The sequence below is a fragment of the Lysinibacillus sp. BS3 genome, assembly GCF_039614735.1.
Lineage (GTDB): Bacteria > Bacillota > Bacilli > Bacillales_A > Planococcaceae > Lysinibacillus > Lysinibacillus capsici.
This window is the reverse complement of sequence record NZ_CP154860.1, coordinates 1,118,246-1,136,352: the sequence shown is the minus strand read 5'-3', so window position 1 is coordinate 1,136,352 and position 18,107 is coordinate 1,118,246. Positions and strand designations below refer to the sequence as shown.

At 38.5% G+C, this 18,107-nt stretch carries 13 protein-coding genes and 1 other RNA gene; 12 read left to right on the top strand and 2 right to left on the bottom strand.

Going from position 1 to position 18,107, the window contains the following annotated elements:
* Window positions 1–144: 144 nt before the first annotated feature.
* Both AAJG31_RS05975 and recU read right to left on the bottom strand, forming a co-directional pair.
* Window positions 145–2,823, bottom strand: a complete 2,679-nt coding sequence (locus AAJG31_RS05975) for a PBP1A family penicillin-binding protein (protein WP_279494511.1) — start codon at window positions 2,821–2,823, stop codon at window positions 145–147.
* Between the two features lie 2 nt (window positions 2,824–2,825).
* The gene (gene recU / locus AAJG31_RS05970) at window positions 2,826–3,470 is read right to left on the bottom strand and encodes a Holliday junction resolvase RecU (RefSeq protein WP_048389981.1); all 645 of its coding nucleotides are present in this window, start codon (window positions 3,468–3,470) and stop codon (window positions 2,826–2,828) included.
* A gap of 380 nt (window positions 3,471–3,850) precedes the next feature.
* Here recU and AAJG31_RS05965 point away from each other — a divergent pair, with 380 nt between their 5' ends.
* The 12 genes from AAJG31_RS05965 (at window position 3,851) to eutH (ending at window position 18,093) form a co-directional block, all read left to right on the top strand.
* Window positions 3,851–4,048: a hypothetical protein gene (locus AAJG31_RS05965; protein ID WP_004225568.1), complete on the top strand. Its 198-nt coding sequence runs from the start codon at window positions 3,851–3,853 to the stop codon at window positions 4,046–4,048.
* Window positions 4,049–4,255: 207 nt separating this feature from the next.
* A complete protein-coding gene (locus AAJG31_RS05960) occupies window positions 4,256–4,639 on the top strand; it encodes a YppE family protein (protein WP_054550767.1) in 384 nt (127 codons plus the stop codon).
* Window positions 4,614–6,881 (top strand): DEAD/DEAH box helicase, encoded by a 2,268-nt coding sequence (locus tag AAJG31_RS05955; RefSeq protein ID WP_279494513.1) that lies wholly within the window; start codon window positions 4,614–4,616, stop codon window positions 6,879–6,881. The genes AAJG31_RS05960 and AAJG31_RS05955 overlap by 26 nt, the downstream gene beginning before the upstream one ends.
* 158 nt (window positions 6,882–7,039) lie before the next feature.
* Window positions 7,040–8,287 carry a ribonuclease H-like domain-containing protein gene (locus AAJG31_RS05950; RefSeq protein ID WP_054550769.1) on the top strand — a complete coding sequence of 416 codons (1,248 nt, stop codon included), beginning with the start codon at window positions 7,040–7,042 and terminating at the stop codon, window positions 8,285–8,287.
* Between the two features lie 121 nt (window positions 8,288–8,408).
* Complete coding sequence (gene gpsB / locus AAJG31_RS05945) at window positions 8,409–8,705, top strand: cell division regulator GpsB (protein WP_004269307.1); 297 nt, start codon at window positions 8,409–8,411, stop codon at window positions 8,703–8,705.
* Window positions 8,706–8,765: 60 nt separating this feature from the next.
* An RNA gene (gene rnpB, locus AAJG31_RS05940) (RNase P RNA component class B) lies at window positions 8,766–9,146 on the top strand.
* A 483-nt stretch (window positions 9,147–9,629) separates the two neighbouring features.
* On the top strand, window positions 9,630–11,375 hold the full coding sequence (locus AAJG31_RS05935; protein ID WP_054550770.1) for a GGDEF domain-containing phosphodiesterase: 1,746 nt from the start codon (window positions 9,630–9,632) through the stop codon (window positions 11,373–11,375).
* 3 nt (window positions 11,376–11,378) lie between these two features.
* On the top strand, window positions 11,379–12,515 hold the full coding sequence (locus AAJG31_RS05930; protein ID WP_115673409.1) for a class I SAM-dependent RNA methyltransferase: 1,137 nt from the start codon (window positions 11,379–11,381) through the stop codon (window positions 12,513–12,515).
* An 85-nt stretch (window positions 12,516–12,600) separates the two neighbouring features.
* On the top strand, window positions 12,601–14,508 hold the full coding sequence (locus tag AAJG31_RS05925) for an ATP-dependent DNA helicase (RefSeq protein ID WP_279494515.1): 1,908 nt from the start codon (window positions 12,601–12,603) through the stop codon (window positions 14,506–14,508).
* 225 nt (window positions 14,509–14,733) lie between these two features.
* Entirely contained in the window at window positions 14,734–16,194 is a 1,461-nt protein-coding gene (locus AAJG31_RS05920; protein ID WP_026023345.1) for a histidine kinase N-terminal domain-containing protein, read from the top strand.
* Entirely contained in the window at window positions 16,187–16,765 is a 579-nt protein-coding gene (locus tag AAJG31_RS05915; protein WP_004269312.1) for a response regulator, read from the top strand. Before AAJG31_RS05920 ends, AAJG31_RS05915 begins: the two co-directional genes overlap by 8 nt.
* 83 nt (window positions 16,766–16,848) lie before the next feature.
* A complete protein-coding gene (eutH, locus tag AAJG31_RS05910; protein WP_054550774.1) occupies window positions 16,849–18,093 on the top strand; it encodes an ethanolamine utilization protein EutH in 1,245 nt (414 codons plus the stop codon).
* The last annotated feature ends 14 nt before the right edge of the window (window positions 18,094–18,107 follow it).

Below are 18,107 nucleotides of genomic sequence, written 5' to 3'. Positions count from 1 at the left end.
GATAGGACGCGAAAAGTGGCGGATAGACCTTGTAGAGTGAAGGATAGACCTTCAAAACTGACGGATAGCCTCCTCAGAGCCCTTCATCAATAAAAAAACAAAAAACCGAGAAGCAGTGAATGAACTGCTTCTCGGTTTTTTTCTTTATTCTGAGCTTTGGTCTTCTTCATTTGGGTTGGTAGGCTCGGTAGGAGGTGTTGGCTGCTGATTTCCATCATTATTGCCATTGTTTCCACCATTGCCGTTATTTCCATGCCCATTGCCATTTCCATGCCCGTTATTACCATTATTATTGTTGTTATTACCGTTGTCGCCATTACCATTATTGTTATTACCTTGATCATTATCCTCTTGACCAGGATCAATCGGTAAATCAATATCTGGTTCATCTGGATCTTCCGTTTCCAAATCTTCCTCAGGGGTAGTTGTGATCTGGAAGGTAGTTGTCCCAGGCTCACTGCGTGTGCCATCTACAATGGCTACGACAGAGATTGTATAGTTACCATCTTCAAGTGTGTTAGCAACAGTTAGGCCTTTGGTGTCTGCTGTGCCAAGGACAACCGTTTCTCCACCTTCACGTGTGGCAGAAACTTCAAATGAAGTTGGTAATGGTTCATCGGTTTCTGGATTTAGGATGGCATCATGTTCCCAAGAAATATTGATCGACTGTGCTCCTAAATCTAAGTTTGCTGAAACATTATAAGGTGTAGATAGCTCTGGCGCCTCATAGACCTCAGAAACCTCTGTTGGTTCAGTCCCGCGAACGAATAACTCTGTTTGACGTAGTTCGCTAGGTGTATAGTCACTTGCCAATCTTAAAGGTTTAGAGCCTACTTCCACCGTTGCTTCTACAACAGTACTTGGCTTTTTGAAGCTAGCTGTCTCAACATTCGCTGAAATTTCTTGCATAATCGTCTTAAATAAGTTTTGTGGTAATCGACGTTCTTCCCACGTTGTAATTGGATCAAAGTGTTTTTCATAGCCACTCCATATAGCGATGGAATAGTTAGTTGTGTAACCAGCAAACCATGAATCTGGCACACTTGTATTCGGTAAATTATATTTGTTAAAGTCTTCTGCTGAATAGTTAGTTGTACCTGTTTTACCTGCGATATCCAAGCCAGGCACATTGGCTGCAGTTCCTGAGGCATCAGGCTTATTGCCGACTACATCACGTAGCATGTCTGTTACCATGTAAGCCGTATAATCATTCATAGCCACTTTAGACTCAGGTGTATAGTTTTTAGACGTTTTACCATCTCGATAGACAATTTTTGTAATCGAATGTGGATCTGTATAGACCCCGTTATTACCGAAAGCAGCATAGGAAGCTGCCATTTGAATAGGAGAGATAGTAATAGCACCACCGCCAATTGCATCGGACTCATAGAGATTTTCTGTTTCAATTCCTAAACGTCCAACAAATTCCTTGGCTTTTTCTGTGCCAACCTCCTGTAATGCTTTGACAGCTGGAACGTTCCGTGAAGCATATAATGCTTTACGTGCAGTCATGGCACCCATATATCTGCCATCCCAGTTTGTGATTGTTTGCTTTGTACCTGTATAGTTCATTGGTTCGTCGACAAGTGTTTGACCTGTAGACCATTTTAAATATTCAATTGCTGGCCCATAGTCGACTAACGGTTTCATTGTGGAACCTGGTTGATTATTTGTTAAGTCCTCGGCATAATTCCAGCCACGTTCTGCACCATATTTACGACCGCCACCAACGGCTTGAATGGCACCTGTTTTTGTATCAACGACCGCCACACCTGACTGAATATCTTCAGTTGGGAAATTACTATCATCATTCATCACATTTTCTACAACTTGTTGAGCATTTGGATCAAGCGTCGTATAGACTTTGATTCCTTCTGCCATTGCCGAACCGTCACCATTATTTTCTAATTCATTAATAACAATATCCAGGAAGGCATCATATTTGGAACCTGCAAATGATTGGCGTGTTGCATCATCCGCTAAACCTGATTGAACTTCTGCTTTTTTGGCTTCTTCCATTTCGGCTTTAGAAATTTTTCCGTGTTGATACATTAATCCTAAAACGGTATTACGTCGTTTTTTTGCAAGCTCAGGGTTTTTTAATGGATTATACGCATTTGGTCGTTGCACTAGCCCTGCTAATAGTGCTTCTTCATCTAAAGTTAAATCTTTTAATTCTTTACCATAGAAGTATTGTGAGGCTGTACCGAAGCCATAGATACGACCTGACATAAGCATTTTGTTGAAGTACATTTCAAAAATTTCTTCTTTCGTATACTTACGCTCTAATTGGAAGGCAAGCCATGCTTCTTGTGCTTTACGCTTTAATTTCTTCTCGTTTTGTAAAAATGAGTTTTTGACTACTTGCTGTGTTAAAGTTGATGCACCTTGCGCACCAAAGCCATCACGGAAGTTTGCAAGGATTGCCCCGCCTAGACGATAAAAATCCATACCATGATGCTCAAAAAAGCGTACATCTTCTGTAGCCAGAATAGCATTGATCATATCTTCAGGTATATCTTCATATTTTATATATTTACGGTTTTCAGCACCGATTGTTGCAAATAATTCACCGTTTTTATCGTAGAACTCTGAAGAAACAGGATCTTTCAGTAATTCTTCATCGAGCTCTGGAGCCGTGCTTGCATAGAAGGCAAATAATGCACCTCCTCCAATTAAGCCTGCTACACCGATGGCTAAGACAGTTAAGAAAATGCGTTTAAACCATGTCTTAGCGGATGAGGCTGGTTTCGTTGTTTTCTTTTTATTTTTTTCAGCGAGAGCTTTTTGATGCTCTCCACGTGTTCGACGACGTTCAGTCATTCTTATTTCTCCTCACTTTCAGACCCGTAGCATTTTGCATCAATCAATTGTTGGATGATAGGTAAATAATCGATACGCGGATAATAGCTCGTGGGAATTTCATATGCCTCTTCTTCGATGATCGAAAAGGGTATCGATTTACGATTGCCATTTTCCATTGCTTGCCAGGCCTTTTGTAAAACTTTGTATGGCACAATAAAATATCGTTCAAAAGCAGAAAAACGAACGATAATAAAAGCCACACCATTTTGTTCCGTCACTTGCTGCATATGTGTCATTTGATGCTCATGAATATTTTTTAAGGGGAAACTTGTTTTGGAAGCCGTTTCCTTTGCATCAAAATCTATATAATGCCCATTCCAAACACCATTGTAGTCGGTTGTAGAGGGTGTTCGAAAATAAGCTTCACGAATGACAGCAGCACTTCGTGAAGGGTACTCTACTTTGACGATTTGCACAGGAACAGGTTTCTTATGAATGATAGCAAGTCGCCTTTTTATATAATAGTCGTTTGCTTCATTAATTTCATCTTCTAGCGTCTTCCCGCGATTACTAAAAGATAAATCTTTGCTTTTGCTCTTTTTTTCTGTTTTCTGTACAGAAGCATTTGGGGTATACAATTTCCCGTTTGGATAACGAATTGTCATTAAACTCACCCTTTACCTTACTGCTTTTCTATCCACTAGTTTACCATGTTTTAATAGCTGTTCTCTACCTCCATCATTCATGAAATTGTTACTAGAATAGTAGAAAACAAATGGTACGTATGAATAATTTGCGTCGAAAAATCGCCAGCTTTATTATTACTAGAATCGTCAAAATAACTGATAAATTTAAATAGGTCATTGGGATGAAAATATACTCACACAGCAACCTTTCATTCATGACGATTTTTTTGGTCAGAGGTTCACTATTAAAATTTTATCGAAAATCTTCTTCTTTCAGCTAACTTACGCTTATTTTGTCACGCCTGAAGGTAATTCTATACATACGAGGAATACTAAAGTAAAGCAAAGGAGGCGTTATTTTGAACAAGTTAGAACAATTAGTTGCGCAGTTAGATCTGGTCAATCAATTACTTTTCACGAGAGTGTCATTGGAAAACAATGCTCATAGTTTGCATTTTTTTATGCAACTTAAAGCGGTTAGCCAGAAAGTAAGCTTAGCAGAAAAGAACTGGCAAGTAAAGAATGCTTGTTCGCCTATTAGTAGTGAAAAATCATAGACTTTGGTACACTTATCTTATAAGCAATTGAACTAACGCAATAGCATGAAAATTGATACATTATTTTCCATAAAGGTGTGGTAAATAGGTGTCATAAACAGTGATATTTCCATAGCTGACGAGCTGAACAAAACATACTCAGCATGTATATGCCGTCACTACGAAATATATTTGCTATGTATAATTGTTGAGAGATGAGGTGCAAAATTGTTAGTTATCCAGCAAACATCCAAATTAATAGATGAATGTGATCAGTGCGTTTCACGTTTTTGGCAAATGCGTGAGGAAGATCGAACACCTGATTTTTTTCAAGAGGTAAAGCCACATGCAGATGAAATTCATCAACTTTTAAAGGTATGGCAGCAAGAAGCCAATAAATGGATTCAAAAAAATCGACCAAAATATATGCATACGCAACAAATTGCTTCAGTCGTTGAATCGATGGAGCAATTTGTTGTGCAATCTTTTTATAAAGAAACAAGTAAAAAACGTTTTTTAGATGCCATACATTCTACTTCCTATACTTTGAAAATATTTGAACGATTAGTTAAGGAGGGAGAAAAGGATGCTATCGAAGAAACGAACGATTAGCGAGCTTTTACATGAGTGGAGATATGATGAAGAACTTAAAGAGCGTATCCTGCACTGGCAAACATTAGAAGGGCGTCCAGCGAACTATGCACCATTTCCTAGGAATTTACATCCTTCTTTAGTGAAAGCCTTACAGACAAGAGGGATTGAGCAGCTTTATACACATCAGCGAGAGGCATTTGATTTGGCACAGAGTGGTACATCTTTTACAGCGGTTACGCCAACTGCTTCAGGTAAATCCTATTGCTATCATCTGCCAGTGCTACAAAAAATAATGGAGGATAAAAATGCACGTGCCATTTATTTATTTCCAACAAAGGCACTGGCACAGGACCAGAAAAATGATTTGAATGAGCTCATTGAGCAAAGCGGTGAGGAGATTTTAAGCTATACCTATGATGGAGATACGGCTCCAGGCATTCGCCAAAAGGTTCGTAAGGCAGGGCATATCGTGATGACGAATCCTGATATGCTTCATTCGGGGATTTTGCCGCATCATACAAAATGGGTTTCACTTTTTGAGAATCTACAATATATTGTGATTGATGAATTGCATACATACAAAGGTGTGTTTGGTTCCCATGTGGCGCATGTTATTCGGAGATTAAAAAGAATTTGTGAATTTTATGGGAGTAAACCAGTGTTTATTTGTACATCGGCTACCATAAAAAATCCTAAAGAGCTTGCTGAGCTGCTAACGAATGAATCACACATGCTCATTGCTGATTCGGGTGCTCCAGTTGGTAAGAAAACCTTTCTTTTTTACAATCCGCCGATTATTCATAAAACATTTGGCGTGCGTAGAAGTGCTGTATTAGAGGTAAGTGATTTAGCTAAGAGGTTGTACACGGCTGGCATTCAATCCATTATTTTTGCCAAAAGTAGGGTACGAGTAGAAATGATTGTAACCTATTTAAAGGAACTTACACGTAATAAGCTGCTCGATGAATCTGTACGTGGCTATCGAGGTGGGTATCTGCCATCTGAACGACGTGTCATCGAAAAAGGCTTACGTGATGGAACAATCCAAACAGTAGTTAGCACCAATGCATTAGAATTAGGTGTCGATATCGGTCAATTACAAGCATGTATTATGACAGGTTACCCAGGAAATATTGCGAGTGCTTGGCAGCAAGCAGGACGTGCAGGGAGACGTCAGGATGAGGCATTGATTATTTATGTTGCGCAATCTTCCGCATTGGACCAGTATGTAGTCAATCATCCACTATTTTTACTAGGCAGTACACCAGAGGAAGCACGTATTTATCCAGAAAATATGCTGATTTTAATGGATCATTTGAAATGTGCTGCCTTCGAGCTACCTTTTTCAACAGGCGATACGTATGGAGAATATGACATACAAGAATTGCTGGAGTATTTAGCAGAAGAAGGGGTAGTTTTTAAGACGAGTGATAAATGGCATTGGATGAGTGATCGTTTCCCGGCGCATGATATTAGCTTACGTTCAGCGTCACAAGAAAATGTAGTCATTATTGATCTTACCATTCCTGCACAGACAAAGGTTATTGGTGAAATGGATCGTCATAGTGCCATGACACTCTTGCATGAAGAAGCCATTTACTTGCACCAAGGCATTCAGTTCCAAGTAGAGAAGCTTGACTGGGAAGAAAAGAAAGCCTACGTACGTGAAGTAGATGTTGATTACTATACAGATGCCAATCTAGCAGTTGAAATGAAAGTTTTAGAGGAAGATCGTAACTGTTCATATGCAGGTGGAACAATCTGCTTTGGCGATGTTGGCTTAATTGCACAAGCAACGATTTTCAAGAAAATACGCTTCGGCACACATGACAATATTGGCTCAGGACCTATACATTTACCACCTGATGAGATGCATACAAGTGCTTCGTGGCTATCGTTTACAGCACCAGATAAATGGACAGAGGAAGAGCTAACAGATGCTATGACTGGGGTAGCCTACGCGATGAATGCCTTCATTCCTTTGTTTATTCAATGTGATAGTAGCGATGTAGCCGTTGTACCACAGGTGAAGGCCACACATAATGAGCGGCCAACGTTTTTTGTCTATGATAAGTATCCTGGTGGCATCGGCTTAAGTGAAAAGGTATATGAACTATGGGAAGAGCTAATCATGAAAACATATGAGCATGTTACAAATTGTGCATGTGAATCGGGCTGTCCTTCCTGTATTGGGGCACAAGAATCATTGCTCCAAACAAAAGGAAAGGTAGCTAAATTACTGCAACAATTAATGGTATAGTAAACAGAGGGTGAGGAACGCCAATATGTTCTTTCACCCTCTTGTTTGTATTCATGGTAAATCGATTTTCCTCGAAGAATATTTTGAATGAGGTTAACAATCATGTTACTCTTGCAAGAGAGATGTCTTATACAATAAGCAGAAAATGAGTGAAATTCATGTCTTACGAAAATAAAATATTACAAATGAAAAAAATGCTGGGAAAAAAACCGATGTCCGCTAAAAAGGTTGAAGAACCAGCGTTCCAAAAGCCTGCTAGGCCAAGCTATACAGAGCAATGGAAACAGGCGGGACTAACGGTTGTTGAAAATGATTTCGGCATCGTATTTAAGCGTCAAGTAAGCTATCCGTTTAGCTATCAGCATGGACATTATCAACTGCAATCATTCTTTGAAGCCCTGAAAAAATGGCAAGATGCTGAGTTTGATCATCCTTATGCGCTAGATATGGAAGAGTCCGTCTTATTTTTTGACACGGAAACAACAGGTTTAAAGGGTGTTGGGACCCATATTTTTTTGCTTGGATTTTTAGAAGTAGCTGAAGAATCCTTTATCCTCACACAATATATTATGGCAGATCCTGCACATGAAGCAGCCTTCTTATTTGAATCCAAGCTTTGGCAAAAGTCAGCTACTGTGATTACCTATAATGGGAAAAGCTTTGATTGGCCACAGCTTGAAACACGATGGACATTGCATCAAAAAACCTTACCAAAATTACGCTCTCAGCGACAGATCGATTTGTTGCATAGTTCGAAGCGTTTATGGAAAAATGATATGGAGCGCTTAAAATTAAAATCTGTCGAGGAAGAAAAGCTTGGTTTTTCGCGTAAAGGGGATATTCCAGGCCATCTCGCACCTATTATTTATTTGGATGCAGTAAAAAGTGGCATTCCAGATGCTCTTATAAAGGTTTTGCATCATAATGAGTGGGATTTACTATCACTTATCACACTGTATAGTCATTCTACGTATTTATTGTTCGAGCAGGACCATGAAGAATCAGCAAAAACTTTCACCAACATTGGGAAATGGTATGGTGATTTAAGAGAAAGCACACAAAGTGTGAGGATTTTAGAAAAGGTGACATCAAAATTTGATGCGCTAGAAGCGGGCCATGCTCAATATTATTTAGCTTTACAGCACAAGAAGAATAAACGCTATAGTGAAGCTATTGACTCATTCGTGGCCTCCCTTCATTTTGTTGAAGCAAGAACAAAGTTACATGCCCTTGAGCAGCTAGCCATACTTTATGAGCACCAAATGAAGGATTATGAGCAGGCCCTTTATTATACGCAAGAAGGCATACGTCTCATTCGAAATAATGGGCAATGGAGAGCAGAACAAAAACAAAAATGGGAAATTTCTTGGGAAAAGAGACTACACAGATTAGGAAATAAGAAATAAATTCGTGGGTAAGCGCGTGAAACGACAAGTTTAGCCTTACAATTAGTATTTTCAGACGATATAATGTGATGAAGTATGCTATAATGTATTCGTGTATGTAGTGTGAGGAAGGGCGATGTGAATGGACATTAAATTAACGTCAAAAATGATCCTTGAAAAGGAATTTAAAAAGAACTTTAAAGGCTACAATGTAGAAGAAGTAGATTCTTTTCTTGATGAAATTATTCAAGACTATGAAACGTTTGAAAAAGTGGTGGCCCAACTACGTGAAGAAAATAGACAGTTAAAAGAAGAAATTGAAAGCACACCTAAGAGACAACCGGTTGCTTCAGCGGCAGCTGGTACAACGAATTTTGATATTTTAAAACGTCTTTCTAATTTAGAAAAACATGTATTTGGTAGCAAGCTGTACGAATAAATTTAGTCAATTATATTGTATTTAACATAAAACTCTAGTATAATCTTTCGTATCATCACGAAATTCTGGTAATCGCTGCGGCGCTAGACGTCGTAGAGGAAAGTCCATGCTCGCACGGTTCTGAGATGACCGTAGTGTTCGTGCTTACTGAAAAAATAAGGTAAGGCAGCTATTAAGGCTGACGGCGGAAGGAAAACCTAAGTCCTCTGGATATGGTTGACACTTCCTGAAAGTGCCACAGTGACGAAGCTTGCTTGGAAACTTGCAAGGTGGAACGAGGTAAACCCCACGAGTGAGAAACCCAAATTATGGTAGGGGCACTCTCTAGAAGGAATTGAACGGATAGAGGGACAGAGTTTGCTCTGTAGATAGATGATTACCACCTGATCGTACGAGGCGCAAGCTGTTTGAGTACTCGGGAACAAAACATGGCTTATGGAATTTTTTGATGCTTATCTACGAAATAACAAGCGCTCTCCAATTCGGTGGAGAGCTTTTATTTTGAATTCATGAGGAAAAAGTAACCTTGTTAATCAAGTCTTGGTATGCGCTATACGTTTGAGAAGTATCGCTACCGCTTCTAAGTCACAACATCTGAAAACGGTTATAGCATCAATGTGATGTATTGATCTTGACTGCTCACATACTTGTATTGTAAGCAAACGCCAGGTATAACAACCACCTCTATAAATGGTTTATCAGTTTAGGTGTATGGTTACCTGTTTATCAAGAGAATGCCTTCGGCGATTGTCATAGATTTACTTGAGGCGCTTTTCGAGCAAATTCGAAAAATCTGGACGCATTCATTGCACGAAAGAGAAGCGTCAGTGACAATTACACCGAGCGTAATAGATTACATAGTGGTTGGCCTGACGTAAATGCCCTTCTGAGAGGGAGTATAGAGAGATAGGATGGAGCGGAAACATGAACGGAGTAAACAATTGGGAAAGTACGGATAAACTGAAACTGATATCTAAATATCCGACTTCCTTAATACTTAAAATCTTCGAAAATGTATCTGAAGGTATCATGATTACTGATGAATACAAAAAAATAGTAATGGTTAATCCTGCCTTTGAATTTGTGACAGGCTATACATGTGATGATGTGGTTGGAAAAACGCCAGCCGTTTTACAATCTGGTGTACATGAATTGCCGTTCTATTTAGAGATGTGGGAGCAGATACGACAAGAAGGCATTTGGCAAGGTGAGATATGGAATCGTCGTAAAACTGGAGACGTATATCCTGAATGGTTAACAATTGTTTGTGTAACCAACGATGAGGGTGAGGTTACAAATTACTGTGGTATTTTCACAGATTTGTCTGAAAGAAAAATAGTAGAAAATGAATTAGAAAAGCGTTTGCTCACGGATTCATTAACAGATGTATCCAATCGTTTTGCCTATATCGAAAGAATGGATAATCTCTTGGAATCGACTTCTGCTATTTCTCATTCAGTGCAGCATGCGATCTATTTCTTAGATTTGGATCGATTTAAGCAAATTAATGATACATTAGGCCATGCTGTTGGAGATTCAATTTTAATAGAAGTAGCAAATCGACTAAAAAAATTACTGAAAAATAAAGATATTATTGCAAGATATGGCGGAGATGAATTCGTCATTACATTAACCAATGTGAAAAATGTGAAAGAGGCTGCAAAATTTGCTGAACAAATTATTAGTAGTATTGAACAGCCAATGATGATAAATGATCAGGAAGTTTTTATTTCTACAAGTATTGGTATTAGCGTTTATCCAGTTGATAGTAAAAACACAGAAGAACTGATCAATTGTGCAGATAGAGCGATGACTTATTCAAAAAAGAATGAATTAAACGGCTATTCCTTCTATTTTGATGAACTGCAAACCGACGCACAACGAGTGCTATTGCTAGATTCTGAGTTAAGAAGAGCAATAGAAAACCGTGAATTTGAGCTACATTTTCAGCCAAAGATTTCTATGGAAAATGAGCAGATTCAAGGTTTAGAAGCACTAGTCCGCTGGAATAGCGAGAGGCTAGGCTTTGTTTCGCCTGCTGAGTTTATCACTTATGCAGAGGATACAGGTCTAATCATTCCATTAAGTGAGCTTATTATCGAAAAAGCATGTGAGGCAGTCATTCAAATGCAACAATATGGTTGGAAAACACCTGTCGCCATTAATATCTCGAGCATTCACTTTAAACAGCAGAATTTTTTGGAGTCGATACAAACAATATTAGAGCGCTATAATATGCCAGCTAACAATTTTGAAATAGAAGTGACAGAGCGAACGGTGATGAACAGTGCCAATGAGACAGTTAGTAAATTGGTTCGTTTAAAACAATTAGGCTTTAAAATCTCAATCGATGATTTTGGGACTGGCTATTCATCCTTAAGCTATTTGGTTCGCTTCCCATTAGATTGTTTAAAAATTGATCGTAGCTTTATCCAGCATATTGGATCACTCGATGAAAAACAGGCAGTTGTAGATGCGATTATTCAAATGTCCCATCGCTTAAAAATGAAAGTTGTTGCTGAAGGTGTAGAACAAGCACAACAAGTGGATATACTACGTAAAATGAACTGTGATATTATCCAAGGCTATTATTACAGCAAACCACTCCCGTTAAACGAATTGATGGAGTTTATGGAGTATTGGGAAATTGAGCATCAAGGAAGGAAATAATCTATGGCAAACTATCAATTAGTAGCTACGTCAGCAATGGGCTTAGAAGCTATTGTGGCACAAGAAGTAAAAGCACTTGGCTATGAAACAACCGTTGACAATGGCAAAGTATATTTTGAAGGCGATGAAACAGCGATTGCGCGTACCAATCTATGGCTACGTGTAGCGGATCGTGTAAAGATTGTTGTTGGGCAATTCCCAGCAAAATCGTTCGAACAATTATTTGAAAGTGTAAAGGCACTCCCTTGGGAGAAGTATTTACCAGTGGACGCTGCTTTTCCTGTTTCAGGAAAGTCCGTAAAATCGAAATTATTTAGTGTACCTGATTGTCAAGCCATTACCAAAAAAGCAATCGTTGAGCGAATGAAACAGCATTATAAGCGACTTGGCTTTTTAGATGAATCTGGAGCGACTTACAAAATTGAGGTTTCAATTTTAAAAGATGTGGCGACACTAACGATTGATACATCTGGTGCTGGCCTACATAAGCGTGGCTATCGTCAGGCTCAAGGTGAGGCACCATTAAAAGAAACATTAGCAGCTGCACTTGTACAAATTTCAAAATGGAATCCAAATCGCCCGTTTGTTGACCCATTCTGTGGCTCTGGTACTATTGCATTGGAAGCGGCGATGTTTGGACAAAATATAGCGCCAGGCTATAACCGAGAATTTATTTCTGAGGAATGGCCATGGATGAAAGCTGCAATCTGGGATGCGGTTCGTGATGAAGCAGATAGTTTAGCGAACTATGATCAGCCGTTGGAAATTATTGGTTCCGATATTGATCACCGCATGGTCAGCATTGCGCAAGAAAACGCAATGGAAGCAGGCTTTGGAGAGTTAATCACGTTTAAGCAAATGCAAGCACGTGATTTTACAACACAGTTAACGGATGGTGTCATGATTGGGAACCCGCCGTACGGAGAGCGTATTGGTGATGTGGAAGTCGTGGAACAGGTGATTCGCGATGTTGGGAAGGTCATGAAAAACTATCCAACTTGGTCTGTATATATGCTATCCTCCATGAAGAATTTTGAAGAATTATATGGACGCCAAGCGACGAAAAAACGTAAATTATTTAATGGTTTTATTGAAACAAATTATTATCAGTTCTGGGGTCAAAAGTCTAAAAGAGATTAACGAATAGTAACGGAAGATAAGATTTTTTCTTATCTTCCGTTTCGTCGCGTATAATAGCACCAGATAGTTAGAGGGGGAACATTAATTGCGTAAATCTTTACCATTTGCATTATCAAAGGACCGTTCATTTTTCGATTCATTAGGTGACTGGATGGGCGATGTTCTTTATGATGAATTACCAGAAAAGGGCTTTGAATGCCGTGATGAGCAAATCTTTATGGCTTATCAAATAGAACAAGCACTAAAAGAAAAAAATGTTCTCTTTGCAGAGGCAGGAGTGGGAACTGGCAAAACGATCGCTTATTTGCTTCCAGCTATTTCCTACGCACGTTACACAGGGAAACCTGCGTTGATTGCTTGTGCAGATGAAACATTAATCGACCAACTTGTAAAAGAGGGGGGCGATATTTATAAACTCCAAAAAACGTTAGGACTTGATATTGATGTTCGTCTAGCAAAATCGAGAGATCAGTATTTATGCTTAAAACGCTTTGAGGAAGCAGAGAAAGTGGAGTCGGATGAATGGATTGATGATATTTCCTTTTCTATCCCTGATGGTGTTTATGCACAAGGTTCGATGATTGCTGTTCATCCATATGGGGAACGCAGTGATTATCCAACAGTCAGTGATGAGGATTGGCAAAAGGTTAATTACAATTCGATTATGCAATGTTCGGTTTGTGACCTTCGTAATCGCTGTGGGCAAACATTGCATCGCTCTCATTATCGAAAATCAACCGATCTTGTTATTTGTTCACAAGATTTTCTAATGGAGCATTTAGCTACAAAGGAATCTCGTGAGCGTGAAGGTCAGTTAGCATTACTGCCTGAGGTATCAATGATGGTGCTGGATGAAGGACATTTATTGGAGTATGCTGCGCAAAAAGCGATGACCTATAAAGTACAGGCGACGACTATCGTGCAATTACTGGAGCGCTTGATGGTAGATGGTGTACGCGAGCGCACACTGTATGCAATGGAGAAATTACAGGATGATCATGAACTATTTTTTGATCAGCTTCGTGATGATATTGTCGCTTCTAATGAAGATCGCAAACGCATAAACAAATCAAAAACATTGCTTACTTACGGGAAGCAATTAATAGATGATGTAGAAACATTGATGGAAGAATTCGTTTTTGAATCAGAAATGTACATGATACCTGAATATGAGCTAAATATGGCGGAAGAATATTTAGATCAATATGAGGCTTCGTTGCGTATTTTCATCGCACAGGGAGATGCAGTAGATTGGTTAGAGGAAACAGATGGTGAAGAAACGCTCGTCATTATGCCTCGTTTAATCACAGAAGTTTTAGCAGAAAAATTATTCTCTAAAAAGCTTCCAATCGTCTTTTCTTCTGCCACTCTATCGGTCAATAAAGACTTTTCTTATATTGCCTATAGTTTAGGAATTCGAGATTACCAATCATTTTCTGTGCCATCCCCATTCGACTATGAAGAGGTTATGAAAATCTATTTACATGAGCTTACACAACGAGACAAAACAGCGCGTGTTCAGCAGTTGCTGCTTGATGGTGAGCAAACGTTGATTTTGTTTAAATCGAAGCAAGCCATGCTAAACTTCAAGGCAGAATTACCGCTAATGGAACGTATGTATGTAGCATTTGAGGGAGATCGAGAACTATCAGCCATTGTTCGAGACTTCCAGCAAGGAACAGTTAAAACATTATGTTCATATCATTTATGGGAAGGGTTAGATTTGCCTGAGGAAGCATTAACTCGTGTGATTATTTATGATTTACCGTTTCCTCCACAGGACCCATTATTTGATGCGAAACGTACATTTGCCGAAAACCCATTTGAGGAAGTGGAATTACCTTTCATGCAATTACGCTTGCAGCAAGGGATGGGGCGCTTAATTCGTACATCGAATGACCATGGTGATATTCACATTTTATTAAATGAAGATGAACAAAAGCAGCGCGCAGCCTTTGAAAATATAGTAGCAGTTGTACCAGAAATAAAATAAAAAGAAGCGAGTTTACCCAAACGGTAAGCTCGTTTTTGTTATATCGAAATAACATTATGTGTGTAGTTAAATTATGGATCTTTAAAAAACTGTTGAATATTTCTCTTTTAAGCTATATAGTTCTTTGTAATGCAACGAAATCTTGTGAAAGAATATATTTTTTATATTGAAAATAATTTCACAAAAGGTTTATAATAATGACAAAGATTTTTAAGAATAGTCAAATTGCTTGCTGACTATTCCTTGATAGGGGGCTTAAACCTGTCGAACATTCAATCATTGTGTAGAAAATATACAAATCTATCGGCAACGGATATTGACAAGTTAATAGAAATAGAGGCTACGCTAACGTATTATGCTGAGTTGACTGATTGTTACATGTTCATAGATTGCCTGTTGGAGAATTTACCGCATGCAATTGTTGTGGCAGAGGCATTCCCGAAGAAAGAGATTGGTTTATACGAAAAATCAGTTATCGGAAAATTCGTATTTGAAAGTTTTGAACCAGCCGTATTTGCTGCGTTTAAACATAAAGAAAAATCATCCATTTCCAGAGCAATTACGCAGGAAGGCATAACGGTGGAGCAAAATGTCATTCCCATTTTTAATGAGCAGCAGCAAGTAATTGCTGTGTTGATTCAGGAAAAAATGGTGAAGATGCAAACGACACCGAAGGATGATTTTCAAAATATGCCGTTTGCATTAATTGAGCATATTGTCGAACCTAATTCTCAACCAATTCCAGTTGTTTCTGATTTACTCGTAGAGTCGATTATTCTCACAAATCACGAAAATAAAGTGATTTATAGTAATCCAGCAGGCTATCATTTTATTTCGGAGCTATCTGGATTAGAAAATTTTGACAATATAGCGTTGGATAAAATCTTACCTTTTTTACAGGAGGTCTATGATAAAGGCGACGATGTCTTTTTTCTAGAAATTACGATTGATCGTAAGTCCTTTATTGTGAAGAAGATTCCTATTCGCAGTCATAACGAGAAAGTCACGCTACTCATTATTCATGATCTAACAGAGCTTAAGCTGAAAGAAAATGAGCTAATGATGAAAACATTTGCGATACGAGAAATTCACCACCGCGTGAAAAACAATCTTCAGACAGTGACAAGTCTATTACGTTTACAAATGCGAAATGATCTGTCTGCTTCAAATGCAAGTGCGTTTCAAGAGGCATTAAATCGAATCTATAGTATTTCATCGGTGTATGAGCTGATTTTAGAAAATGAAGATAACGCTGAAGAAAGAGTAGACGTTATCGCATTAGCTAAAAAAATTGGTCATAAAATGATTGGTACGTCTAATACAGCAACTATTCAACTAGCCTTTCATCATGAAAATTTGCAGCTGTTCTGCCATTCAAAAAAGGCAGTCTCTTTAGCACTCATTATTTGTGAGCTACTGCAAAATGCATTAAAGTATGCGTTTATCGGACGTGATGAAGGAGTTATCGATATTCAATTCATTCAGGAAGATTCTACAATTTCGCTTCATATTTCTGACAACGGCGTTGGAATGCAAGAGGTGAAGGCATCTTTTGGTATGGAGATTATCACAAGGCTTGTAGAATATGATTTAGCTGGCTCATTTTCAATTATCCCTAGTAATGAAGGTACACATACTCAAATTCAGTTCCCTGTAAGTGAGGAGGTATTTATCGTAAATGACTAGGAAAGTTATGATTGTCGAAGATGAATCACTGATTGCGATTGATTTGAAGTTTATGTTAGAAGATAACGGCTACGAAGTTGTAGCTCAAGCGAACAATGGGGAAACAGCCATTGAATTAGCCTTTTTACATAAACCACAGTTAATCTTAATGGACATTAAAATGCCTAAACTTGACGGTTTAAAGGCAAGTAAAATTATTGAACAACAGCTTGGTATACCTGTTCTTTTCATCTCGGCCTATAGTGAAAAAGAATTGTTGCTATACATGAAGCAGGATAATATATTAGGATATGTAATGAAACCGTTTTCTGAAAAAAATGTGTTGCCTGTGCTTGAGGTTGCTTTTCATCAAATTGATAAATTCAACCGTCTCAATGGGGAGATCTTACATAAGCAAACACAATTAGATAAGCGAAAAGTCATTGAACGAGCGAAGGGCTTACTGATGCAGGCTGAAAATATAAGCGAGGACGAGGCTTACCGTAAGATTCGCAATGAAAGCATGCAAACACAACAGGAAATGGTGCATATTGCACAGCAAATTATTAACAACTTACAAGTCAATAGTTGAAGCAAAGGCGCTTTAAAGAGATTTCTTCTTTAAAGTGCCTTTTTTTATATAAATTTATAAATAAAAAAGGGGTGATGAGTAAGATGGCAATGATAGGAACGGTTATCGTTTATATTATTATGATTTGTGCTGTTTTAGGGGCAATCGGAGCTATCCGAGATGCTGAGTATGGAATTGGGAAAGAATTTATGAATGGGATCCATACGGTTGGTCATATTTTTGTCCCAGCAGCAGGGATCATGGCAGCTATACCTTACTTAACATGGTTTATTAGTCATTTTATTAGTCCGATTTTTGAGTTAATTGGCGCAGATCCTGCGATTGCAGCGACGACGATTTTAGCCTCGGACATGGGTGGTTACCAATTAGCCAATGCATTAAAGGAGTCTTATGAGGGATGGGTAATGGCTCTTGTTGTTGGTTTTATGTCAGGTGCTACTATCGTATTCTCAATTCCAATGGGCCTTGCGATGTTGGATAAGCGTGATCATAAATACATGGCGCTAGGAATTATGGCTGGCGTTTTAACAATTCCGATTGGTGCATTTATTTCTTCGATCATGATTGTGCTATTCAACACAGAAGTACGTGAAGTCATTAGTACAACAGAGGCTCCTACATATGTATTTGCCATTTCTGTTTTACAAATATTAATTAACTTACTACCTTTATTCATTTTCGTTATCTTAATCGCACTAGGCTTAAAGCTTATTCCAAACGGCATGATTACTGGCTTCATGGTATTCGGTCGTGTAATGGATGCGGGAATTAAATTGGTGTTAGTGTTCTCTATTGTTGAGATTTTTACAGGTATTTTTACAAAGATTTTTGGCGCGTGGGGCTTCGATCCAATCATGGCTGATGAAATCGATCAGTTCCGAGCATTAGAAACAGCCGGTTATATCGGGATTATGCTAGCGGGTGCCTTCCCAATGGTGTATCTAATTCGAAAGTATGCTTCCAAGCCACTTGAAGCAGCTGGTAAAAAATTAGGCTTATCCTCTGTAGGAAGTGCTGGGATTTTAGCAACGATTGCGAACATTTTAGCGATGTTTACACTAATTCGCCATATGCCACCAAAAGACAAAGTAATTAACATTGCATTTGGTGTATGTTCCGCCTTTTTATTAGGTGATCACTTATCATTCACGGCGAACTTCCAGCCAACCATTATTTTACCTGTTATTGCAGGGAAGTTTTTAGCGGGTGTTATTGCGATTATTTTAGCCTATAAGCTTTCAGTACCAACTGCATTAAGGTTGGAAATTGAAGATCGTAAGGCTGGCATTATCAAAGAAGGCGAGTATTTAACAGATCAACAATCTTAATTGATTAAAAAGTG